General features: G+C 47.6%; 20 protein-coding genes and 1 pseudogene. 12 read left to right on the top strand and 9 right to left on the bottom strand.

Annotation, left to right across the window (positions count from 1 at the left end; translation table 11 throughout):
- Positions 1-20 precede the first annotated feature (20 nt).
- Positions 21-2,840: a PAS domain S-box protein gene (locus E4K71_RS03365; RefSeq protein ID WP_135076550.1), complete on the bottom strand. Its 2,820-nt coding sequence runs from the start codon at positions 2,838-2,840 to the stop codon at positions 21-23.
- 83 nt (positions 2,841-2,923) lie between these two features.
- On the opposite strand from E4K71_RS03365, the gene E4K71_RS03360 reads away from it, so the two are divergent.
- The 3 genes from E4K71_RS03360 (at position 2,924) to E4K71_RS03350 (ending at position 4,680) form a co-directional block, all read left to right on the top strand.
- A complete protein-coding gene (locus tag E4K71_RS03360; protein WP_135076547.1) occupies positions 2,924-3,130 on the top strand; it encodes a dodecin in 207 nt (68 codons plus the stop codon).
- A gap of 65 nt (positions 3,131-3,195) precedes the next feature.
- Positions 3,196-4,185, top strand: coding sequence for a tRNA dihydrouridine(20/20a) synthase DusA (gene dusA, locus E4K71_RS03355; protein ID WP_135076544.1), 990 nt, complete (start codon positions 3,196-3,198; stop codon positions 4,183-4,185).
- An 81-nt stretch (positions 4,186-4,266) separates the two neighbouring features.
- A complete protein-coding gene (locus E4K71_RS03350; RefSeq protein ID WP_167730237.1) occupies positions 4,267-4,680 on the top strand; it encodes a hemerythrin family protein in 414 nt (137 codons plus the stop codon).
- Between the two features lie 11 nt (positions 4,681-4,691).
- Here E4K71_RS03350 and E4K71_RS03345 read toward each other — a convergent pair whose 3' ends face one another.
- From E4K71_RS03345 to E4K71_RS03325, 5 genes are all read right to left on the bottom strand, one after another.
- Positions 4,692-5,207: a hypothetical protein gene (locus tag E4K71_RS03345; protein WP_135076538.1), complete on the bottom strand. Its 516-nt coding sequence runs from the start codon at positions 5,205-5,207 to the stop codon at positions 4,692-4,694.
- A 99-nt stretch (positions 5,208-5,306) separates the two neighbouring features.
- On the bottom strand, positions 5,307-6,005 hold the full coding sequence (locus E4K71_RS03340; RefSeq protein ID WP_206201952.1) for an exonuclease domain-containing protein: 699 nt from the start codon (positions 6,003-6,005) through the stop codon (positions 5,307-5,309).
- 10 nt (positions 6,006-6,015) lie between these two features.
- Positions 6,016-7,869, bottom strand: a complete 1,854-nt coding sequence (locus E4K71_RS03335; RefSeq protein ID WP_135076535.1) for a DUF294 nucleotidyltransferase-like domain-containing protein — start codon at positions 7,867-7,869, stop codon at positions 6,016-6,018.
- Positions 7,870-8,059: 190 nt separating this feature from the next.
- The gene (locus E4K71_RS03330) at positions 8,060-9,835 is read right to left on the bottom strand and encodes a sodium:solute symporter family protein (RefSeq protein ID WP_135076532.1); all 1,776 of its coding nucleotides are present in this window, start codon (positions 9,833-9,835) and stop codon (positions 8,060-8,062) included.
- Between the two features lie 23 nt (positions 9,836-9,858).
- Positions 9,859-10,119, bottom strand: coding sequence for a DUF4212 domain-containing protein (locus E4K71_RS03325; protein ID WP_135076529.1), 261 nt, complete (start codon positions 10,117-10,119; stop codon positions 9,859-9,861).
- Between the two features lie 606 nt (positions 10,120-10,725).
- Between E4K71_RS03325 and E4K71_RS03320 the strand changes: the two genes are divergently transcribed.
- The 5 genes from E4K71_RS03320 (at position 10,726) to E4K71_RS03300 (ending at position 16,383) form a co-directional block, all read left to right on the top strand.
- Positions 10,726-11,751 carry a Ppx/GppA phosphatase family protein gene (locus tag E4K71_RS03320; RefSeq protein ID WP_135076526.1) on the top strand — a complete coding sequence of 342 codons (1,026 nt, stop codon included), beginning with the start codon at positions 10,726-10,728 and terminating at the stop codon, positions 11,749-11,751.
- A gap of 146 nt (positions 11,752-11,897) precedes the next feature.
- Entirely contained in the window at positions 11,898-12,617 is a 720-nt protein-coding gene (locus E4K71_RS03315; RefSeq protein ID WP_135076523.1) for an RlmE family RNA methyltransferase, read from the top strand.
- A gap of 115 nt (positions 12,618-12,732) precedes the next feature.
- Positions 12,733-14,196, top strand: a complete 1,464-nt coding sequence (gene guaB, locus E4K71_RS03310; protein WP_240796867.1) for an IMP dehydrogenase — start codon at positions 12,733-12,735, stop codon at positions 14,194-14,196.
- A gap of 101 nt (positions 14,197-14,297) precedes the next feature.
- Positions 14,298-15,584, top strand: coding sequence for an RsmB/NOP family class I SAM-dependent RNA methyltransferase (locus E4K71_RS03305; RefSeq protein WP_167730232.1), 1,287 nt, complete (start codon positions 14,298-14,300; stop codon positions 15,582-15,584).
- 7 nt (positions 15,585-15,591) lie between these two features.
- Complete coding sequence (locus E4K71_RS03300) at positions 15,592-16,383, top strand: TSUP family transporter (RefSeq protein ID WP_135076517.1); 792 nt, start codon at positions 15,592-15,594, stop codon at positions 16,381-16,383.
- A 10-nt stretch (positions 16,384-16,393) separates the two neighbouring features.
- On the opposite strand, the gene E4K71_RS03295 is transcribed toward E4K71_RS03300, so the two are convergent.
- The gene (locus tag E4K71_RS03295; RefSeq protein WP_135076515.1) at positions 16,394-17,011 is read right to left on the bottom strand and encodes a TetR/AcrR family transcriptional regulator; all 618 of its coding nucleotides are present in this window, start codon (positions 17,009-17,011) and stop codon (positions 16,394-16,396) included.
- 165 nt (positions 17,012-17,176) lie between these two features.
- Between E4K71_RS03295 and guaA the strand changes: the two genes are divergently transcribed.
- Positions 17,177-18,730: a glutamine-hydrolyzing GMP synthase gene (gene guaA, locus E4K71_RS03290; protein WP_135076513.1), complete on the top strand. Its 1,554-nt coding sequence runs from the start codon at positions 17,177-17,179 to the stop codon at positions 18,728-18,730.
- Positions 18,731-18,854: 124 nt separating this feature from the next.
- Positions 18,855-19,361: a hypothetical protein gene (locus E4K71_RS03285; RefSeq protein WP_135076511.1), complete on the top strand. Its 507-nt coding sequence runs from the start codon at positions 18,855-18,857 to the stop codon at positions 19,359-19,361.
- 301 nt (positions 19,362-19,662) lie between these two features.
- On the opposite strand, the gene E4K71_RS03275 is transcribed toward E4K71_RS03285, so the two are convergent.
- On the bottom strand, positions 19,663-20,601 hold the full coding sequence (locus E4K71_RS03275) for an IS3 family transposase (protein ID WP_240796905.1): 939 nt from the start codon (positions 20,599-20,601) through the stop codon (positions 19,663-19,665).
- A gap of 56 nt (positions 20,602-20,657) precedes the next feature.
- Between E4K71_RS03275 and E4K71_RS03270 the strand changes: the two genes are divergently transcribed.
- Positions 20,658-21,320 carry a transposase gene (locus E4K71_RS03270; RefSeq protein WP_135076505.1) on the top strand — a complete coding sequence of 221 codons (663 nt, stop codon included), beginning with the start codon at positions 20,658-20,660 and terminating at the stop codon, positions 21,318-21,320.
- A pseudogene (locus E4K71_RS03265) lies at positions 21,320-21,520 on the top strand (transposase); the annotation flags it as partial. The gene E4K71_RS03270 and the pseudogene E4K71_RS03265, both read left to right, overlap by 1 nt.
- A gap of 409 nt (positions 21,521-21,929) precedes the next feature.
- Here E4K71_RS03265 and gap read toward each other — a convergent pair.
- Positions 21,930-22,940, bottom strand: coding sequence for a type I glyceraldehyde-3-phosphate dehydrogenase (gene gap, locus E4K71_RS03260; protein ID WP_135076502.1), 1,011 nt, complete (start codon positions 22,938-22,940; stop codon positions 21,930-21,932).
- Positions 22,941-22,956 lie beyond the last annotated feature (16 nt).

The following is a 22,956-nucleotide window of genomic DNA, read 5'->3' as shown; positions in this document are numbered from 1 at the left end:
ATAAACGAGAAACTACACAACTAGTCTAATTTTGGAATAACTAAAGTGAACTTGCTTCCCTTACCCGGTACACTTTCAAAGGTTACATCACCCCCATGAAGCACCATTATCTGTTTAACAATTGACAGCCCAACCCCACTGCCTTCTGCTGCTCCAACGTCTGAAGAGCGGAAAAAACGATCAAAGATTTTCGTCTGATCATCAAGCGAGATTCCCATCCCTTCATCTTCGACTGAAACATGAATGAAACCATTCTGTTCTGCGACATTAACCGTGATTGTCGTGCCCTCAGGTGAATATTTTTCTGCGTTATTCAACAAATTCACCAAGGCCAGTTCAAACAATTCTCCATCCAGTTTTGCCAGAATCTGATCGTCTTTAACAGGGGCCTGAATGTTATGGTTTTGTGTCAATTCCGTATGAGAGCTACAGACCTCCTGAATGAAAGAAATTATTTCAATAAAATGAGGTTTATATTCCAATTTTCCGGTTTCCAGGCGCTGTGCAGTTAAAATACTCTTAATTAACTTCAACAAACGGTTTACTGAAATGCGAATCCGCCCCAAACGATCATACAGTTCTGCCTCACTTAACTTATCCCCCCGACGCACGATGCGCTGAACCGTACTATCAATGATCGCCAAGGGGGTTCTAAATTCATGTGAGATGACAGAGGTAAACATTTTTTGCTGTTCGTTCACTTCCTGCTGGCCCTTCAGGGCAATTGCCAAGTCTTCGGCTTGTATGCGCAGCAATTCCTGCTGTTTCTTATAGGCTGTCACATCCGACATCACCGAAACCGTCCCGTCAGAGGGGGTTTTACGACGACTGATTTTAATCCAGCGCCCATCATTTAGACGTACGTCAGCTTCATTCACCCCGCCTTCAAGACGTTCAATACGCTTGCCTTGCTGTTCTTCATTTTCCCCACTGTAAAGGGACCAGACTTTCACCATTTCAGAGGCATTGATACCCGGCTGCAAAACATGTTTCATTTTGGGAAACATTTCCAAGGCCAGATCACTACAGAATTCCAAGTTCATCTTGCTGTCATAAACAAAGATGGCGCTATCTGCCGCGTTAATAGAAGTCACCAACCGTTCCCGCGTTCCTTCCACCTCGCGGGTACGTTCAATCACCAGCTCCTTCAATTTATCGCGGTGGAGCTTTAATTCCTGTTCAGCATAGCGTTGATCTGTAAAATCCTGATATTGACAAATCACATGTTTCAAACTGCCGTCAAAACGATACACCGCTGTGAAACTGGCAATAACCCACAAGTTATACCCTGCCTGATTCAGCAGCCGCTGCTCTGTCTGATAGGACTGGCGCTTGCGTTCATTCGCACTTTGTAACCAATCATAAAATTCATCCACCATATCCGGATGCATGAAACTTTTAATCGGCTTTGATGACAGTTCCTGATCAGAATAGCCCAAAAACTTTTGAAACGACTTGTTAGAATCCGTAATAAAGCCAGTGGGATTCAAAATCGCCATGGGAACAGAGCTGAGCGTAAACGCCTGACGGAACTGTTTATCACTGTTTGCCAGTCTTTTTTCCGCCCGCATCCGCATTGTAATATCACGACAAATCACCAGCCATTTAAAGTCTTCTGCCCCTTCAATCTCGGTAAGGCGAACCTCCAACGGGATTTTTTCCCCATCATAAGCCCGCCCGTCCACGGCAATGGCCTTATTCAATTCAATAGGATGAAACCCGCCTTGCGATGTGAGTATCTTGTTAAACTCAATCGGAATAAACAATTCAGCGATAGGCCGCCCGACACAACTTTCCAGTCCGCCAAAAAACAACTCATCCCCCCGTGTATTGCCTTTAATAATCATTCCCTTCTCATCAAGGGCAAAAAACGCCTCCAACGTTGAATTCAGAAAGTGACGTGACAATAAATTTCGCTGATTGAGGTCTTGGGTTTGAAGTGCGACCCCATCTTCAATCATAAACGCCATCTGGTTCATTCTGAAGGTCAAGACAAGCACCAGCCCGGTGATCACCACCCCCAGCAAAATGACCAAAAGCCATATCGGTACAAACTGGTTTTGCCCTAGCGATTGGAAACGCACCTCAAAAATCCGCCCTGCAACGGCAAAACGGGTCATCCCCGCTGTCTTTTTCAGTGCATTGCCATGATGGGAAAAGAGCCTTAATGGCACAATTGATAAGGTCACATCATATAATTCAATCGCTTCCATCTGACCTGCTCGCGTGGTCAAAACCCGGCGAAAGAGATTTCCAAAATCAAATTGGGCAAGGAGTACTCCCTCAACCACATTATGGCCTGTGCCCTCCCCGGCGTTCACTGGTAAGGCTGCATAAAAAAGGCTTTGACCACGCAAACTTCCCTTGGGAACAATTAATAAACGGCGGCTTCGTTGCGTCCGTTCCACAAGTAAATCAATTTCGCGAAGGTCCAGAATATTTTCTTCACTCTCAACACCTGTCCGATTGCGCAGAAAGACCTGCGTCATGTTATAGGTCCGGCCCCTTTTCCGGGTTTTCTCCCCCCAAAAAACCTGTTGTAAATGAGGATAGCGTACAAGTGAAGAGGACATAAAAACGTCGATGTGATCTTTGGGAAAGTCGCTTTGACCAGATAAGATACTTTTAACGCTGTGTAAAACTTCCGTCTCACGAGAAATCTCACTTTTAATCTGGGATGCTACATTCGCCCCCCAGTTTTTTTCAGCAATTTTCAAACTGTTTTGATACCAGACCTTAACAAAGACCCCAGCCCCAACCGAACAAAACAACCCAAAAAAGGCAATCAGTATAAAAGTAATCAGGCGTTTTTTAGCCAGTGAGGTCGGATACACCACCATTTTTTCCTACGTATTGGGCCTCTTCATTCCTATATCCAATATAATAAGAAAATATTGTCCATTGTATATACAGGGATTCAGTTATGAGCAGTCACGTCTATAAAAAAGTTGAAATCGTCGGATCATCCACCAAAAGCATTGAAGATGCGATTGAAACCGCTTTAGCCAAGGCATCTCAAAGCATCAAACATATGGACTGGTTTGAAGTCAAAGAAACCCGAGGTCATATTGTGGAAGGAAAAGTCGGTCATTACCAAGTTGTCTTGAAAGTCGGCTTCCGTCTGGATTAAAGCAGGCTTGATCCTAGCGATGAATTCTCTTGAAAAAGAGCCCCAGCTGCTTATATTGCGCGGCTATGAACACTTCACCTAAAAAGCTGGATCGCCGCCTTTCTGTAGCCCCGATGATGGAATGGACTGACCGTCATCAACGGGTGTTTATGCGGGGGCTGACAAAGAATACATTGCTGTATACTGAAATGGTTGTGGCACCAGCCATTATTTTTGGCAAAGATGGACCGGGGCGCTTTCTGGATTATAGCGATATTGAACACCCCATCGCCTTACAACTAGGGGGAAGTGACCCTGCTCAACTGGCACAATGTTGTAAAATTGCCAATGACTGGGGATATGACGAAATCAATCTGAACTGCGGTTGCCCCAGTGACCGTGTCAGTGCCGGGCGTTTTGGGGCCTGTTTGATGGCAGAACCCGCCCTTGTAGCCGATTGCATCAAGGCCATGCAGGATGCCAGTGAAGTGCCCATTACCGTTAAACATCGTATTGGCATTGATGATCTGGACAGTTACGAATTGCTAGGGGCCTTTATTGATACGATTGCCCAAACTGGCTGTGAGACCTTTATTATTCATGCGCGCAAAGCTTGGCTGAAAGGCTTGAGCCCGAAACAAAACCGAGAGATCCCCCCGCTTCGCCATGATATTGTTCATATGATCAAACAAGATTTCCCCCATCTGGAAATCATCTTAAACGGTGGTATTCAAAGCATTGAAGAAGCTGCCAGTCATCTTGATAAAGTGGATGGCGTGATGATTGGACGGGCTGCTTATGAAACCCCCTATATCATGGCAAATGCCGATCAGCTGATTTATGGGGAAGATGCCCCGGTGATTGGACGAAAAGAAGCTCTGGAAAAATTCCTGCCTTATGTTGATCAACAGGTTGAAAATGATGTTTATGTACGCCATATGGCTAAACATCTCTTCGGACTTTTCCAAGGGCAGCGTGGGGCCAAAGCCTGGCGTCGTTATCTCAGTGAACATATGTTTTTGAATGATGCCAATGCAGATGTCATCCGCCAAGCTGTTGAAAAAATCGAAGAATAATTCCAGCTGGGATCAAGAAAGCGTAGAAGCAAGCTTAAAAATACCATAGACTTGCAGCAAAAATATCAAAGAAGGCTGCACGTGACTAAGAAAATTGAATGGAGCCACAAGCTCACAACTGAACTGGTCAGTGTTGATCGGCAACACCAAAAGCTGATCAATCTGTTTAACGATTTTCTGGATGCCATTGCAAATGAAATGGCACACCCCGATTTATGCGACCTGTTTTCCAGCCTGATGGATGAGGTCAAAAGCCATTTCCATTATGAAGAACAGATCATGAAGAATATTGGCTTTCCTGATTACAATACACACAAGCGCCACCATCACAGCCTGCTGGAAGATGCCGTGCAGGTTTATCAGGATCTGTGTCAAAATGATGCATCAGATCAGGTCGAAGCCTCAACCCTGTTCTTGCGCGCCCTTGTCCTCAAACATATGGTCGAACAGGACTTGACGATTAAAGACTATCTCATCAAGGGGACGGAGGGCTAAGAGCCTGCCCGTTATGGTTTACAGTAGAAATCAGCAATGAATGGAAATTCGCTACGTGCTGTCCATTGCGCTGTTTCAATAGGGTTTTGGCCTTGTGCAACCATATTGGTTGGCAAAACGGCAACCAACCCTTCCTTACAATTGACCAAGACCGACATTTCAGTCGTATCCTGATGTTCCTGCATCATCACCGTAGAGCCCATAATGACATCTGGGTAATTTGCATTTGTGCGGGTCTGTGTGGTATCCGCCGCAATCAGGTGAGAGACACGCGGCCACAGGAATGTCCAGGGTTCAAACAGGTTAGAATGACGGTATTCTTTTAGAACAACCACTTCTGGGGGAAATGCTTCGGCCGTGCGGTCCCCCCATGTATAACGCATATAGGCATTAAACCCCAAGAGGGTCACACCCGCCAACATGGGCAGAATAAACTTGGGAAGATCAACGCGCAGATAACGGCAAATGGCCCAAATCGGTCCACAGACAACAAAAACCAGAGAGATGGCGATAATAATGTCCCACATGAGTGATCTTCTTTTTTAACCGTCAGAAATAAAGTCAGGAGAAAATGCGAGGAAACCCGAAAAAACTCAAGCTTTTCCTGCGTAAATTCACAAGTTTTCTCAACGATTACGAAACATCAGCTCTCGCAAGGTTATTTTTTCGCCTTTTGCGGTTTTGTGAGCGGCCTGAGCAAGGAACAATTCGCCGGAGGCAACCGCATCCACCAGGGCATTATGAGCACGATAACGCGGCAAGTTATAGCTTTCGCGTGCTTTTGCCAATCGCAACACACCACCGTCCAAAGGCTGGTTACGTTGCTGGCGGTTGCGTTTTTCCAGCTCTAAAGTATCCACTGCACGGGTAAGCAAGGGGTACCCATAAATCCGTTCACAGGCAACGTTAAGGAACCCCAGTTCAATTGGTGCATGATGAGCAAAAAGCACCCGGCCAGACAGGGCCATCAACACATGGGGCAACACATCTTCCAAAGGCTCGGCTTCTGCCAGACGATCATCGGTCAAGCCATGCACCACGACAGAATCTTCGGGCAACTCCCCACTGGGACGCACCAGATAATGGGCCGATTCAGACAGGATCACATTCTGATCCACAATCGGGGCAAAACCGACACTGAGAATTTCATCCGTTTCAGGATTGAGACCTGTTAGCTCCAGATCAATGCAGAGATATTCCAGCTCGCGATAATCGGTTTCCGGCCAGGGAATGGGTTTGCGATAATATTGCTTCATCGGCCCTTCCGGCATCTTGATCAGATACCATTCCCGTCGCAGGTCCGGGCCGAACATCCGTTTCCACATAAATCACCCCTTAGGTGTAAGCCGTCGCCAAGGCCGATTGCATGGTTTTGACCACATTAAACGCATCTTTAAGGTGGTTGCGTTCAAAATGGGACATATTTTCCGGTGCCATAAAGTTATCCGCCTTTTCCCCATTGCGGATTTGCTGGGCCTGATGGCGCAGGCGCGTAATGCTGATAAACTCAAGCGCATCAAGAAGGTCATCAGACCCGTCTTTTGAGATGATTTTCTTTTCAACAGCTGCTTTTAAGCGGTCTTTTGTATTCACCTCGGTCAATCCGGCATCCAGTGAATAGGTCCGCGCTAAATCAATAATCGGCACAACCCCATTATGTTTCAGGTCAAAGGTATGGTCATGCTCACCGCCCCGGATCAATACGAAATTCTTAAAGAAGCCCAACGGTGGTTGATGTGTCAGCGCATTGCCCGCCATAAAGGACAGGAAAATCCGATTACCTGTTGATTTCTTCAAAACGAAATCACGCAATTCAGCATAAAGGCGCTCGTCCCCATAAATGCTGCGCATATCAAAGAAAATGCTCGATAGCATCAGGGCTTCCGGCTCCGGAGCATCAATCCATTTCGCAAAATAGTTTTTCCATCCGACCAGTGGCTGACGCCATTTATCATTGGTCGCCATCACATCCCCTGGACAATACACATAGCCACATTCGTTCAGCCCATCACTGACAAATTTGGCCAATTCTCTGAAATAGTCCCCATGTTGGGCTTCGTCGTAAGTATCATCCAAAATCAAACCGTTATCCTGATCGGAAATTGCGGTTTGTTCATGGCGCGCTTCTGACCCCACAACAATCCAGGCAAACGGGACTGGGGCTGGGCCAAGTTTTTCTTCGGCCATTTGGATCAAGCGTGTAGCAATTGCATCGGTGACAGTGGAGACTACATGGCCGATATTATGGGCCGTTGCCCCACCGTCCACAAGATTCATCACCATATTCGGGACCTGCTTGACCACATCTTTCAGGCCCGCAACCGTGTTGCGTTTATAAATATCCCCAACCAGATAAACCATGGAAGTTGTCTGTTTTTGCACAATATTGGTCGTCGTGACCACACCAGCAACCTTCTCCCCATCCAATACAGGCAGGTGACGAATATTATTTCGTGACATCACCAATAAGGCGTCAAACAAATACTCATCCGCATCAATGTGGATTGGGTCAAAGGTCATGATTTGGGACAAGCGTGTGTCATAGGCAAGACCTTCGGCCACAACCCGTTTGCGCAAATCCTTATCCGTCACAATACCGCTGAGCTTTTCATTTTCAGTAACCAGCAGGCAAGAGACCCCTTTTTCAGACATGGCCTTGGCGGCTTGTTGAATTGTCACATCCGGTGCAATTGTGACAGGATCACGCTTAAGCATATCGCTCAACTTTGTGGACATCAGGCCAATGGCATCTTCTGTCGATGCCTCGGCATGTTCGCGTGCAGAACGCAAACGATCCCCACCCATTGGGGCAAAGAAATAGGCAAACTGAGGATATTCTTTGCGCAAACGATCAAATTCAGCAACAGGAAGTAAATAGAGCAAACTATCTTCAATGGCTTCGCAACGGTTCACCGCAACACCACCACGCAAAATCGCACGTACCCCGAAACATTCCCCTTCTGACAGACGAGCCAGCAGATTGCCATCTGGATCAAGGGTTTCAACTGCACCTGTGCGCACCACCCACAGGAACTTATTATCATCACCGGGCTCAAACATAACAGTTCCACGGCGGGCATAACGCACCTCAATGGTGGTTGGCAATGTTTCCAAAGCTTCTTCCGGTAAAAGATCGAAGGGATGGTGCACCTTCAAAAAATCCCTGATTTCAATCAGTTCGATATCCATTATGACCCCCATATCGCGCCAAATTAAATTTTGCCTAGATTGGTCTCTTTCAATCCAAAGGTCAAGTACAACCCTATCGCAAACGACAACAAAGGAAAAAGAAAGACAGAACCGCCCAAAAGAAAACGGGCCCTGCCAAAGCAGAGCCCGTCTCCTGAATTTGGTTCGCTAAGATCAGCTAAGATAAATCTTAGTGGTCTTGAGCAGCACCCGCACCTTTCGGGATACGAATGTCTTCAACCATAGCTTCGATTTCAGCCGGAACCGGCGCAGACATGTTCATCACGATGAACGCAACTGCGAAGTTGATGATCGCGCCAACTGTACCAAATGCTTCCGGAGAAATACCGAACAAGTGGTTAGCAGGAGTGTTAGCCATCAACTCAGTGCCTTTGACGAAGAAGAAACCTTTATAAGAGAAGATGTACAGCAGAGTGGAGCCGATACCAGCTGCCATACCAGCGATCGCGCCAGTGCTGTTCATTTTCTTAGAGAAGATACCCATCATCAGTACCGGGAAGATTGAAGAAGCGGCCAGACCGAACGCCAGGGCTACAGTTTGAGCTGCAAAGCCCGGAGGGTTCAGACCGAAGTAGCCAGCCAGGATGATCGCACCGATCATGGACAGACGAGCATACATCAGTTCTTGCTTCTCAGAGATTTCCGGCATGAACGTAGACTTCAACAAATCGTGAGATACGGCAGAAGAGATCGCCAGCAGCAGACCCGCAGCAGTAGACAGGGCAGCAGCCAGACCACCAGCAGCAACAAGAGCGATTACCCAGTTCGGGAGTTGAGCAACTTCAGGGTTCGCCAGAACCATGATGTCACGGTCAACTTTCACCATTTCGTTACCTTTCCAGCCCCAAGCAGCGGCTTTAGCAGCGAAATCTTTGTTCTTGTCGTTGTAGTACTGGATACGGCCGTCACCGTTTTTGTCTTCAAACTTCAACAGGCCAGTTGCTTCCCAGTTTTTGAACCACTGAGGACGTTCTTCGTACTTCAGGTTACCTTCAACTGTACCAACTTCACCAGTTTGAATAGCGTTCATCAGGTTCAGACGAGCCATAGCACCAACAGCCGGAGCAGTTGTGTACAGGATCGCGATGAATACCAGTGCCCAACCAGCAGACGCACGAGCGTCACGTACTTTAGGTACTGTGAAGAAGCGGATGATTACGTGCGGCAGACCAGCAGTACCGATCATCAGGGAGAAGGTATAGAACAACATGTTCATCATACCACCCTTCTGAGCAGTGTACTCTTTAAAGCCAAGGTCCGTGATAACCATGTCCAGTTTAGTCAACATCGCGATGCCACCTTCTGTTTCAGAGAACAGACCGATTTGCGGCAGCGGAGAACCTGTCAGGTTCAAGGAGATGAAGATAGCCGGAACAGTGTAAGCACAGATCAGTACACAGTACTGAGCGATCTGAGTGTAAGTTACACCCTTCATACCACCCAATACAGCGTAGAACGCTACAGTTACCATACCGATAACCAGGCCAGTTGCGTAATCTACTTCCAGGAAGCGACCGAATGCAACGCCGATACCTTTAACCTGACCGATAACGTATGTGATAGACGCTACGATCAAGCAAACAACAGCTGTTACACGTGCTGTGGAAGAATAGAAACGGTCACCAACGAATTCCGGCACAGTGAACTTGCCGAATTTACGCAGGTACGGAGCGAGAAGCAGTGCCAGAAGCACGTAACCGCCAGTCCAACCCATCAGGAAGATAGATGCGTCGTAACCTTTAAAGGCGATCAAACCCGCCATAGAGATAAAGGATGCAGCTGACATCCAGTCAGCCGCAGTAGCCATACCGTTGGCTACTGGGTGTACACCGCGACCCGCAGCGTAGAATTCACCTGTAGAGCCAGCTTTGGCCCAAATCGCGATACCAAAGTAGAGCGCAAAAGAGCCGCCCACAAAGATATACGTAAGTGTTGTAAGATCCATATTAAGTCATTCCCCAGACGATTTTAGTCTTCGTGTACGCCGAAATCTTCGTCAATTTGTGCCATTTTCTTGGTGTAGATCGCAATGATCGCCAAGAAAACAAAAATTGAACCTTGTTGTGCGAACCAGAAACCCAGTCCAACACCACCAAACGGTACCATAGCATCCAGCGCAGGACGCAGGAGAATACCAAAGCCATAAGAGCAAACTGCCCAGATAACCAGAAGCCAAGTCACAAGGCGAATATTTGCCGCCCAGTAGCCTGATCCATCATGATCACTCATAAAAAATGCCTCCCCTACATATCGAGAGCTTCCACTGCAAAATAGCAGCGGTTTATTTGTTACAAAAACTTAAATACGACAACTTTATTACAAACAAAGCGCCGTAACCCGCAATTTTGTACCGCAAGAACGGACCCATGGTCCAGTCATCAATGCAAAAAAAATTGAGAAATTTTAAATTTTTGTACGCTTTACAAACATATTTGTGCGACTGCGAAGTGCATTGCTAGATTTATTCTAAAGCCGCAAGGCTAAGGTTTCTAAGGCACACAATGCTAATTTAAAGAAAAGCCAAGCAAATTAAGGCTTTGTGGTATTACCGCCTTATTTTTTTGCATTTCGCAACGCAATATGCGTTTTTTTCATGCCTGATTTCGGACTTTTGCATAGCTCAGCATTTAGAATCACTCAGAAATGTCCCGAAACGGCCACCATATTTGTCGCCTTTTCACGGTATCTTCACACCTTCTTTTGTGGGTCTTTTTTACATTTATATATAATATGTGTTTCGCAAATGGTGCGTCTTCGTATAGAAAGAATGTAAGAATTTTGTAATCAGCCAATCACTTATATAGAGGCATATAGATAAACGTGGCCCCAAACTACATGCAAAACCGCAAAAAACGCAAAGGTCCAAGTCGCGCCGCCAAAGCTGCGACCATGCCTTTATATGCGGCACTGGATTTGGGGACGAACAATTGCCGTATGCTGATTGCCAGACGGACCAAACAAGGCTTTCGTGTTGTGGACTCTTTTTCCCGCATCACACGCTTGGGCGAAGATGTCGCCCAAAGTGGTCGTTTAAGTGACGATGCCATGGAACGAACCTTGAAAGCCTTACTGGTCTGTTCCAAAAAAATCCAGAACCGCAATGTATCCTTTGTCCGTTCTGTCGCTACAGAAGCCTGTCGTCGCGCCGAAAATGCCATTGATTTTCTCACCCGCGTGCAAAGTGAAACCGGCCTCCAACTGGAAGCCATCAACCCGGAAGAAGAAGCCAGCCTCGCCTTAACCGGCTGTGCTTCCTTGCTCAACCTGAAAAAGCCCAAAGGACTGGTCTTTGATATTGGCGGGGGCAGCACAGAAATCATGTGGATTGAGTTGGACCGGATGGGGGACCCGCAAGTTGTCGATATTATTTCCCTACCGATTGGGGTCGTGACTGTTTCTGAAGAATTTACGGAACCCGGTCATACAGAAATTTCACCTAAAAACTATCAAGCTATTCAGGAACTGGTTTTAAAAGAGATTACAGAGTTTGATATCCGCAACCACATTTCTAAAGATGTGGCAGAAGGTGTGGTGCAAATGCTGGGCACATCGGGCACAGTGACAACCCTTGGCGCGATCTCGTTAAAATTACCGCGTTATCTGCGTTCCAAAGTTGACGGGACAACTCTTTCATTTGACGAAATTGAAAAAGTCTCAAATGGCTTGGTCAATATGTCCCCCAGAGAACGCGCCGCACACCCCTGCATTGGGGCCAACCGGGCCGATCTGGTTGTGGCAGGCTGTGCCATTTTGGAAGCCTTATGCCAGCTTTGGCCTGTGGGGGAACTGACCATTGCGGATCGCGGTATTCGCGAAGGTATCCTGCTTAAGCTCATGCAATCTTCTGATGAGTCCCTTTAGACCTTTCTTTATGCTATAAAGAAGACTATGTAATAACCACCCTGAGTGTCATTCCCAACTTGATTGGGAATCTCGTTGATCATGAGATCCCCGCATCCGCGAGGATGACGCCCTGACCTTTGCACTCTCTATATATATGTGTCGCCATGTCCCAAAGTAAGAAATGGAAAACTTCAATCACCCGTCGCGATAAATCCGTTCGCGTCAAAACGGCACGAGGACGTAAATTATCTTCGACCCGTTGGCTACAACGCCAGCTTAATGACCCGTATGTACAGGAAGCCAATCGTAAGGGCTATCGCTCTCGGGCTGCTTTCAAGATCATTGAGATTGATGACCGCTTTCAATTTCTTAAACCCGGCCAGAAAGTGGTCGACCTTGGCTGTGCCCCGGGGGGCTGGACCCAGGTTGCTGCGGAACGTATTGAAGCCGAGAAAAACCCGGACGGGCACGTCATCGGCATTGATCTGCAAGAAGTCGAGGATATCCCCGGTGCGACCCTTCTGGTTGGTGACTTCATGGAAAATGATGCCCCGGACCGTTTAAAGGAAGTCATCGGGGGCTCCGTTGATATTGTACTCAGTGACATGGCGGCTGCAGCCAGTGGGCATCCGCAAACCGATCACTTGCGTATCACAGGCTTGGTTGAAGCAGCCTTTTATTTTGCCATCGAAATCCTGAAACCCAATGGCTGGTTTGTTGCCAAGGTTCTGGCCGGGGGCACAGATAACGATCTTCTCAACACCATGAAAAAATCTTTCACTACAGTGCGCCATGCCAAACCGCCAGCTAGCCGCAAGGATTCATCAGAAACCTATGTGATTGCCAGTGGTTTTCGCGGCAAAAATGCCTATAGCGACGAATAAATACTGCGCCTGCGAAAAAAAGTTGCGCCAGATGTATGAATCTTGTGGAAGTTTGGTAAGACCTATGTATATATAACGCGCCAAATCCAGACAACCTATGCACATGGAGATGGCCGTGATTATTAAAGAAGCTTTGACCTTCGACGACGTCCTGCTTGTACCCGCAGAATCTGACGTCCTGCCTGCAACAGCAAATACATCAACAAATCTGACCAAGGAAATTCAGCTGAATATTCCTCTTGTATCTGCGGCCATGGATACGGTAACGGAAAGTTCCATGGCGATTGCCATGGCCCAGTTTGGCGGGATCGGCGTTGTTCACAAAAACCTTGAGATTACAGAACAAGCTGCTGAAGTTCGCAAAGTCAAAAAATTCGAATCCGGTATGGTCGCAGACCCGCTGACCTTCACACCGGACGCCAAGCTCGCTGACGTCCTGGCCAAAAAACAGGAAGTTTCTTTCTCTGGTTTTCCCGTTGTGGAACGTGGGACAGGTAAACTGGTCGGTATTATCACCAACCGTGACATGCGCTTTGCTGAAAACCCGAACCAGCCCATTTCCGAACTGATGACCAAGGACAACCTGGTGACTGTGAAAGGTGGCGTTTCTGGTGACGAAGCCAAACGTCTGCTCCATCAAAACCGTGTGGAAAAACTGCTGGTCGTGGATGATGACTATCGCTGTGTTGGTTTGATCACCGTTCAAGATATTGATAAGGCTGAAACACACCCGAATGCCTGTAAAGATAGCCAGGGCCGCCTGCGCGTGGCAGCAGCAACAGGCACAGGTGATAACGGTTGGGAACGTTCCCTTGCCTTGATTGATGCAGGGGTAGATGTACTGGTTGTGGACACTGCCCACGGTCACTCCCGTGGCGTGATTGATCAGGTTGCCAAGATCAAAAAGACCTATCCGAACGTTCAAGTCATTGGCGGCAACATTGCCACAGGTAAAGCAGCCGAAGCCCTGATTGATGCTGGTGCCGATGCTGTAAAGGTTGGTATTGGCCCGGGGTCCATCTGCACAACCCGTATTGTCGCCGGTGTCGGTGTACCCCAGCTTACAGCCGTCATGAATGCCTGTGAAATGGCCGACAAACATGGTGTTCCGGTGATTGCCGATGGCGGTATCAAACATTCCGGTGACATTGCCAAAGCGGTTGCCGCCGGTGCAAGCTGTGTCATGGTTGGGTCCATGCTGGCTGGCACACATGAAGCCCCCGGTGAAGTCTTCCTTTACCAAGGGCGTTCTTATAAGTCTTATCGCGGCATGGGGTCCATGGGCGCAATGGCACGCGGGTCTGCGGACCGTTACTTCCAGGCTGATGTCAAAGACGATATGAAGTTCGTGCCCGAAGGCATTGAAGGTCGCGTCCCTTATAAAGGGGAAGCTTCTGCGATTGTTCACCAGATGGTCGGCGGTTTGCGCTCTTCCATGGGCTATACAGGCTGTGCCACCATTGATGAAATGCGCAAAAACTGTGAATTTAATCGCATCACCAATGCGGGCTTGCGTGAAAGTCACGTCCATGACGTAACGATTACACGTGAAGCGCCGAACTATAGTGGTGCGAAATAAAACAATAAAATAACGTCGTCCCCGTAAGTTACGAGGACCTCTTTAACTTTTAGAGATCCCGCCCTCGTGGCGGGATGACGTATTTTAAGGGGAGGTTATCCATGAAACCAGCTGCGCGCCTTCAATCAACGATTGAAATCCTGCATACTGTATTTGAGGGCCAAAAGCCTGCCGATACGATCACAACACAATATTTCAAGGCACGGCGCTATGCTGGTTCCAAAGACCGGCGTTCAATCAATGAACGAGTCTATCGTATTTTACGTCACCGCGCCAAACTTGCGTGGATGGCTGATCAAGTCTCATGGGAACATGAACCACGTCAACTGGTTCTGATTGATTGTCTTTTACAGGATGAAGAGGTATCTGCGCTTTTCACAGGGGATCAATACTGCCCTGCCCCACTTCACCCAAAAGAAGAAAATGCCTTGGCTGTGTTGTCCGAAGTCAACATCGAAAAAGCCCCGGACCATGTACGCTTTGAATATCCAGAATGGCTGGATACAGACTTACGTGCCTCACTGAGGGGGCATTTTGAAGCAACCCTGAACGCCCTGAATACAGAAGCTCCGCTTGATTTGCGGGTCAATGGGTTACATACAGACCCATCGAATGTGATTGACCTGTTACAGCAACAAAATATTGATGTCACCAAAGGGGAATACTCGCCCTACTGCCTGCGCAGTTCCAAAAAAATAAAACTGGCTGGTCTCAAAGTCTACAAAGATGGGCTGGTCGATATTCAGGACGAAGGATCACAGCTCATTGCCCTGTTAACTGAGGCCAAAGACTGTGAGCTTGTCATGGATTTTTGTGCTGGTGCCGGTGGAAAAACATTGGCTTTAGCCGCAGAAATGAATAATCAGGGGATGCTTTATGCCTTGGATATTTCCCCTAAACGCCTGTTTAAAATGCGCCCACGCCTTGAGCGTGCGGGTGCCACAAATGTTGAGCTTCACCCGATTAAAAGCGAAAGCGACCCTTGGCTCAAGCAATTTGAATCCCGTGTGGAACGTCTGTTGATTGATGCCCCCTGCAGTGGCGTTGGCGCCTGGAGGCGCAGCCCGGAAAGCCGCTGGAAAATGACATCTGAGCTGCTGGAAGACCTGATCGGCAGGCAGGAACGCATTTTAGAAACCGCTGCACATATGGTAAAACCGGGGGGTCGCCTGATCTATGCGACCTGCTCACTGCTCAAACGGGAAAATGAAGAACAAATTGAAAAATTCCTCACCGGTCATCCAGACTATCACATCAAACCGATGAGTGACGTCTGGGGCGATGTCCTGCATACCCCCAGCCCCTTTGATGGGAACTTCATGTCCATGCGCCCAGACCTGCATCGAAGCGATGGGTTCTTCTGCGCCGTATTAGAACGCAAGGCATAAAAATACCGTGAGCGAAGCCCTGACCATAGAGACCATCGCCCTTTTATTCAGTATCGGGCTCGTTGCCGGGTGGGTGGATTCTATTGCCGGCGGTGGCGGCTTAATTGCCTTGCCTGCTTTGCTGGGCGTCGGCCTCAATCCTGCACAGGCACTGGCAACCAATAAATTACAGGGAAGTTTCGGCACATTTGCCGCTTCCGTCAATTTCATCCAAAAGGGCCACCTTCAGCTTAGAGATATATGGCCGATGATCTTACTTACCTTCATTGGCTCTGCCTGCGGGACCCTTCTGGTGCAATCACTGGACGCCGGGGTCCTGATGGACACAATCCCCTTTTTACTGCTGGGGGTTGCCCTGTACTTTCTGGTCCAGCCCAAAATCGGTGATGAAGACCGCCATCAACGCCTGCACCTTTGGGGCTTTGCGCTGTTGATTGGTTTCTCACTTGGTTTTTACGATGGTTTCTTTGGCCCCGGCACCGGATCATTTTTCACAATCGGTTTTGTTACCTTGATGGGCTTTAACCTGATCAAGGCCACAGCCCATACCAAAATCCTGAATTTCACCAGCAACATTGCCTCCCTATTCTTTTTCATACTGGGTGGGCAAGTTGTTTGGATTATTGGCCTGATCATGGCAATGGGGCAAACCATTGGAGCCTATATCGGTTCACATATGAGCATGAAACACGGGGCAAAAATCATCCGCCCCTTACTTGTTCTGGTTTCATTGGCAATGACAGCCAAACTCATCTGGTCAACACCAGACCATATCATTCGTCAGTGGATTGGCTTTTAGAGTTCCGCTCCTAAAGCGTCTGTTTTAAAATTTCCATACTTCTGCGACGCAGAATATCCTTGTTAGGGTCATCATTAAAAAGCTGCCCCAGTTCACGTTCAACCGATTGTAAGATCTTGTCGGACAATTCCGTGTTATGCGTGGCCCGTGACAAGGTTAGTGCTCCCACCATCATCGAAAGCCCGGCCAGCCCTTTATTGCTTTTCTCCCCACCAGATAACCATGTCACCAACTCTTCAATCACGCTACTCATGGCCTGTTGTGGCGCCCCTTGAAAACGTGCCCCTTCCTGAGCCAAGGACGTAAGAGGGCACCCCTGATCTGGATGATCACGATAAAGCGGGGACAAATAATTTTGAATCACCTGTCTGCGTTGCTCTTTAAAATCATCAACACCCTCTTCCTTGAGCTTATCCAAATGAACCAGTGTGATATTTTCATTCAACGCATGAGCAAACAAATCATCCTTGGATTTGAAATGGGCGTAAAAGCCCCCACGGGTCAGCCCCGCTTCCTCCATAACCCGATCCACACTGGCCCCACTGTAGCCTTGTGTTTTCCATAGTTTACGTGCGGCTGCTATAATGCGGTTGCGTGTTTTTTCCTTATGGCCTGCCGGATATCCCATGACCTTCCCCTATCCTTTATTTTCAAATATGATATATAACATAATAAATAAGTATGATAAATATCATATTCCATTTTTTCAGCCTTTCCCCACTATATATATTGTGGGGGCGAACCACTTGATGTATGTTGCGCGCACTTTCAAGACCATAAATCTGGTGGCCCAATGACCGATCGCATTTTGATTATCGACTTCGGATCTCAGGTAACACAATTGATCGCACGCCGTGTGCGCGAAAGCGGTGTTTATTCTGAAATCCACCCCTTCAATTCCATTACAGACGACTTTCTGGATGAATATGCCCCCAAGGCTGTGATCCTGTCCGGTGGCCCTGCTTCCGTCACCTGGGAAGAATCACCACGTGCACCGGAAAAGGTGTTTGAAATGGGCGTTCCGGTTCTTGGTATTTGCTATGGTCAACAAACCATGATGCAACAACTCGGTGGTCTGGTTGAAACCTCTGATCATCACGAATTTGGCCGTGCCTTTGTAGAGGTAAGCGAAGAATGTTCCATCTTCACAGGTGTCTGGGAAAAAGGTGCTAAAGAACAAGTCTGGATGAGCCACGGTGATCGCGTCACCAAACTGGCACCAGGCTTTAAGGTTGTTGCGACTTCCGAAGGCGCACCTTATGCCGCTGTTGCGAATGAAGAAAAGAAATTTTATGCCGTTCAGTTCCACCCGGAAGTGGTTCACACCCCCCATGGAGCGCAACTGATCCAGAACTTCACCCATAATGTGGCAGGTTGTTCCGGTGACTGGACCATGGCTGCCTTTAAAGACCAGGCAATCGAAGCTGTACGCAAACAAGTCGGTGATGGCAAGGTCATCTGCGGTCTTTCTGGTGGAGTGGACAGCTCAGTTGTGGCCGTTCTCCTCCACGAAGCGATTGGTGAGCAGCTCACTTGCGTATTCGTCGACACAGGTTTCATGCGCATGGGAGAAGCCGAAGAAGTCGTCACCCTGTTCCGTGATCATTACAATATCAAATTGATTCACAAAGATGCCTCACAGCAATTCTTTGATGCCCTTGGCGATGAAATTGATCCAGAGAAAAAACGCAAAACCATCGGTGGTTTGTTCATTGATGTCTTTGAAGAAGAAGCCAAAGCCGCAGGCGGTGCTGATTTCCTCGCTCAAGGGACATTGTACCCGGATGTGATTGAATCCGTATCCTTTACTGGTGGCCCATCCGTCACCATCAAATCACACCATAACGTTGGTGGCCTGCCGGAACGAATGAATATGGATTTGGTTGAACCCCTGCGTGAATTGTTTAAAGACGAAGTCCGCGAATTAGGCCGTGAACTGGGCCTGCCGGAAAAATTCGTTGGCCGCCACCCCTTCCCAGGACCAGGCTTGGCCATTCGTATTCCAGGTCAGCCCCTCACACCGGAAAAGTGCGATATCCTGCGCAAAGCCGATGCGATCTATCTGGAAGAAATTCGCAATGCTGGCCTATATGATGCCATCTGGCAGGCGTTTGCCGTTCTCCTACCGGTTCGCACCGTTGGCGTCATGGGAGATGCCCGCACATACGACTATGTCTGCGCCCTGCGTGCTGTGACCTCCACAGATGGTATGACGGCCGATTACTATCACTTCGACCATGAATTCTTGGGTCGTGTCACAAACCGCATCATCAACGAAGTCCGCGGCATCAACCGCATCGTTTATGACTGCACAAGCAAACCACCAGGGACGATTGAGTGGGAATAAATTTCACTTAAAAAACGCAAGTGTTACAAATACTTAACATTTGCATAGTCTTTTCATAGTCAACCAAGGTGTGTTACTTTTCAATGAGTTAGAAATTTGACTTACAGAAAAGTTACATACTTTGGTGATTATCGCTGACAATAAATCCCGCGAAACTAAAACGTTCGTAGACCAGCACCCAATTCTCGGTGGAGATGCTGTCGTTTACCGTACTCGGCAGAATGGTGAAATCTACCAATTCCGTTGTTGGATATCTGCTGAGAAGAAATATTACCGTAAGACGTTAAAGACACGTGACCTCGAAACTGCGTTGGAACGAGGTAAACAACTTTTCTATGACATTCAGTTACAACTTCGAACCGGTCGTAAAATGTTCGGGCTGAAAGTTGGTGAACTTGTCGAGGAGTTCTTGAAGTATCAGCAACAGCGTGTATCTACGGGTCTCATTACCGAAGGTCGCTATCAGACTATTAAAACCCAGTTGACCAAACACCTCTATGAATTTCTTGGTGACAGTAACCAAAAAGTTGGTTCGAACAGGCAAGTCAACGAAATTGACAAATCAAAATTCTACAACTTTGCTCAATATCGCAGGCTGACCTCTATCCTGACGAAACTTTCGTTGAAATAAACATCCCGAAAGAAATCGCCAAAAACAGAAAATCGAGAACCGTCATGGCACGAGGCGGTCAGCATTTCGCTAGACTAAAAAGGATTTCAAGTTTCGCCAATAAGAAGGACTATATTTTCACCGATAACCGCACTGGCAAAATCATTTCGAAAAGACAGTTCTATTCGTTGTGGGATGAAATCCTAACCAAATCTGGTATTTCTAGAGAAGATCGGAAACTGTCATTTTACTCATTAAGGCACTTTGGCATCACCGCTAGACTATGGACCTGTACGGAAAAAGTGGAGTGCGTCTCACTCACTTAGACAGCCCGTTTTTCAAATTTAATCGGACTGAGGCCATTCAGATATGAATGGCGTCTCTTTGCGTTATAAAATCCATTTATATATTTGAACAACTCCTTTTTAGCATGGTCGCGTGTCTGGAAGGCGATTTTCCAGACCATTTCCGCTTTCAAGGTCTTAAAGAATGTCTCCACAGCGGCATTATCGTAGCAGTTCCCCTTGCCGGACATTGACTGTTCGAACTTGTACTTTGCCAGCAGTTTACGGAATTTATTTGAACAATATTGTGAACCGCGATCTGAATGAAAAATCACACCAGCAGGTGGCTTGCGAAGGGCAATTGCCTTGTTTAGGGCATCCATCACCAAATCCTTTTTCATACGTCGACTTGCAGACCAACCAATCACGCGACGGGAGTAAAGGTCGATGACAACCACCAAGTAAAGCCAGCCTTCACCCGTCCACAGGTAGGTAATATCACCCGCCCATTTTTGATCCGGTGCTGTCGCGGCAAAGTCACCATCCAACAGATTAGGCGAAATATTATGTTTGTGATCGCTGTCAGTGGTGCGTTTGAATTTCTGACTTCGCACGATCCGCAAATTGTTTTGCTTCATAATACGGGCAACGCGGTGTTCACCGACACAAATTCCCTCTTCCTGCAATTCATCTTTCATACGGCCTCGCCCATAGGATTGGTAATTGGCATAATGGATGGACTTGATATGGGCCAGCAGTACCATATCTTCTCGTTGGCGTTTGCTGGTAGGACGATTACGCCAAGCAAAATAGCCACTCTCAGAAACGCTCATCGCACGACACAGACCAGCAATGCTATGGTTCTCACGTTGCAGGTGGACAAACTGGAACTTCACGGCTTTTGGCTCGCAAAGTAACGAGCCGCCTTTTTTAGAATGTGCCGTTCCGTCCGCTTCGCGAGCCCTCTCCTCCCGCAGTTCTCGTACTTCACGGCGAAGACGGGCTAACTCCTTTTGAGCATCATCGTTAGGGGATGAACCTTCTCGTTCGCATTGATGCCAAAATCATTTGCCGTTTTATACAGGAAAACCCAAATTCAGGCCGTTCCCTTCCATCTGATAATGTATTGAGGCTCAATAGGTTAATGGCAAAACGTCATCAACTCATTAAAGTAAGGGCTGCATTAAAATGCCAATCTCGACAACAGCAGGAAGAAGACCTTGAAGAATTGGACAAGGCTCATATCCAGTTTCTAAATAACCAGATTTCCAATTTAAACGCTATGATCACAACGCTCATTCATGAGAATCATGACCTTGAAGAAAAGGATCGTATTTTGCAATCGATCCCCGGCGTTGGCCCTGTCCTCAGTGCAAGTTTTCTGGCCTTCCTTCCCGAACTTGGAACGGCCTCAGATAAACAAATTGCCTGTTTATGTGGTATCGCTCCTATCGCACGAGATAGCGGGAAATATAAAGGAAAGCGTTTTATATCTGGCGGGCGAAAACAGGTTCGTGACGTTCTTTATCAAGCTGCATTAGTCGCTTCATGGCATAACCCGAAGATAAAAACCTTCTTTGCACGCCTTAAGTCTGCTGGAAAACCGCATAAAGTTTGCGTTATTGCAGCAGCTCGAAAGCTGGCAACAATTGCAAATGCCATGGTGCTTCAGAAATCAGAGTGGCAAACTGATTAATACAGTTGCTGAATATGTCCTTGAGAAAAATCATAAAAAACAGGGGCCACTTTCCCAATGACGAGGCGGCGACTAAGTTGTTGTATCTGGCCTTGAAAAATGCCTCAAAAAAGTGGACCATACCCACTCGAACATGGAAACAGGCTCTCAACCAGTTTGCCGTCCTGTTCGAAGACCGTTTTCCATCCTCAATATATTGAGGATGGAAAAGTGAACTTAAGCGGTCATTTACACGGAAGATCGGACACTACCGCTTTGGGGGGCAGTAAAATGTGGTTTCCGCATCGCCCGGGGTGGTTCTTGGTATGATGACCCTGACGCCCTAGGCTCTGCTAGGTACAAGTCAAAATCCAGACACAGCAACTTGGGTTTTCGTCTCGCCAGGACGCTTCCCTAGGGGAAGCGTTACCTCTTTCACCTTTACTTCTTTACCTCTTTGGGAGAGTTATAGAGATGGGCATCCCCTCTCTGCCTTCGCGATATCATTTTGGACATGTGAACGCTGAAAGCATATCGCCTATAGGTAGTTTTCCCTGCCCCTTCATTTAAAAGGGGGTCTAACTTATTCAGAACAAAAGGAGGGGACGAGCCCCTCCCCTCATTTTTTCTTTACAAACCTGTTTTTGCCATCGCAATAGCCGTATCAGACATACGATTTGAGAAGCCCCATTCGTTATCATACCAGCTCAGGATACGTACAAATGTGCCTTCCATAACGGTTGTCTGCGTCAGGTCAAATGCGGATGAATTGGCATTATGATTAAAATCAATGGACACCAACGGTGCATCATAAGCCCCCAGAACGCCTTTCAGGCGGCCTTCTGCGGCTTCTTTAATCGCTGCATTGATTTCCTCAGCCGTTGTTTCACGTGCTGCTTCAAACGTCAGGTCAACCATGGAGACATTCGGTGTTGGTACACGGATGGCAGACCCATCAAGCTTACCAGACAGTTCCGGTAAAACCAGACCAACCGCCTTGGCCGCACCCGTTGACGTTGGGATCAAAGACAAAGCAGCTGCGCGGGCACGACGCAGATCAGAATGCAACGTATCGACTGTGCGCTGATCCCCTGTGTAAGAATGAACCGTTGTCATATAGCCTTTGGTAATGCCAACCGTTTTATTCAGCACATCTGCAACAGGGGCCAGACAGTTTGTCGTACAAGAAGCGTTGGAAACAATTTTGTGATCATTTGTCAGTTTGTCATGGTTCACCCCGTAAACAACGGTTAGATCGACATCCTTACCCGGTGCAGAAATCAGAACTTTCTTGGCACCGGCATCAATATGGGCCTGAGCAGCGTCTTTTGACACAAAGATACCCGTACATTCATAAACGATATCTACATTCAGTTCAGCCCAAGGCAATTCTGCCGGATTGCGCTCCGCTGTGCATTTAATCGCCTTACCGTTGATCACAAGCGCGTCTTCACTTGCAGAAATCTCTGCAGGCAGCACACCATGCACAGAGTCATATTTGAGCAAATGTGCATTGGTATCAACCGGGCCCAGATCGTTGATGGCAACCACCTCAATATCATCACGGTTGCTTTCAATCAGGGCACGTAGACACAAACGGCCAATACGGCCAAATCCATTAATAGCGACGCGAACAGTCATTTTATTCTCCAGTACA

The organism is Terasakiella sp. SH-1 (genome assembly GCF_004564135.1).
Lineage (GTDB): Bacteria > Pseudomonadota > Alphaproteobacteria > Rhodospirillales > Terasakiellaceae > Terasakiella.
This window is presented reverse-complemented; position numbering and strand designations above follow the sequence as displayed.

Excerpts from the sequence above, each read along its gene's own strand:
- E4K71_RS03365 (WP_135076550.1), bottom strand. The coding sequence starts at position 2,840 with ATGGTGGTGTATCCGACCTCACTGGCTAAAAAACGCCTGATTACTTTT.
- E4K71_RS03360 (WP_135076547.1), top strand. The coding sequence starts at position 2,924 with ATGAGCAGTCACGTCTATAAAAAAGTTGAAATCGTCGGATCATCCACC.
- dusA (WP_135076544.1), top strand. The coding sequence starts at position 3,196 with ATGAACACTTCACCTAAAAAGCTGGATCGCCGCCTTTCTGTAGCCCCG.
- E4K71_RS03345 (WP_135076538.1), bottom strand. The coding sequence starts at position 5,207 with ATGTGGGACATTATTATCGCCATCTCTCTGGTTTTTGTTGTCTGTGGA.
- E4K71_RS03340 (WP_206201952.1), bottom strand. The coding sequence starts at position 6,005 with ATGTGGAAACGGATGTTCGGCCCGGACCTGCGACGGGAATGGTATCTG.
- E4K71_RS03335 (WP_135076535.1), bottom strand. The coding sequence starts at position 7,869 with ATGGATATCGAACTGATTGAAATCAGGGATTTTTTGAAGGTGCACCAT.
- E4K71_RS03330 (WP_135076532.1), bottom strand. The coding sequence starts at position 9,835 with ATGGATCTTACAACACTTACGTATATCTTTGTGGGCGGCTCTTTTGCG.
- E4K71_RS03325 (WP_135076529.1), bottom strand. The coding sequence starts at position 10,119 with ATGAGTGATCATGATGGATCAGGCTACTGGGCGGCAAATATTCGCCTT.
- E4K71_RS03320 (WP_135076526.1), top strand. The coding sequence starts at position 10,726 with ATGCAAAACCGCAAAAAACGCAAAGGTCCAAGTCGCGCCGCCAAAGCT.
- E4K71_RS03315 (WP_135076523.1), top strand. The coding sequence starts at position 11,898 with ATGTCCCAAAGTAAGAAATGGAAAACTTCAATCACCCGTCGCGATAAA.
- E4K71_RS03305 (WP_167730232.1), top strand. The coding sequence starts at position 14,298 with ATGAAACCAGCTGCGCGCCTTCAATCAACGATTGAAATCCTGCATACT.
- E4K71_RS03295 (WP_135076515.1), bottom strand. The coding sequence starts at position 17,011 with ATGGGATATCCGGCAGGCCATAAGGAAAAAACACGCAACCGCATTATA.
- guaA (WP_135076513.1), top strand. The coding sequence starts at position 17,177 with ATGACCGATCGCATTTTGATTATCGACTTCGGATCTCAGGTAACACAA.
- E4K71_RS03270 (WP_135076505.1), top strand. The coding sequence starts at position 20,658 with ATGAACCTTCTCGTTCGCATTGATGCCAAAATCATTTGCCGTTTTATA.
- gap (WP_135076502.1), bottom strand. The coding sequence starts at position 22,940 with ATGACTGTTCGCGTCGCTATTAATGGATTTGGCCGTATTGGCCGTTTG.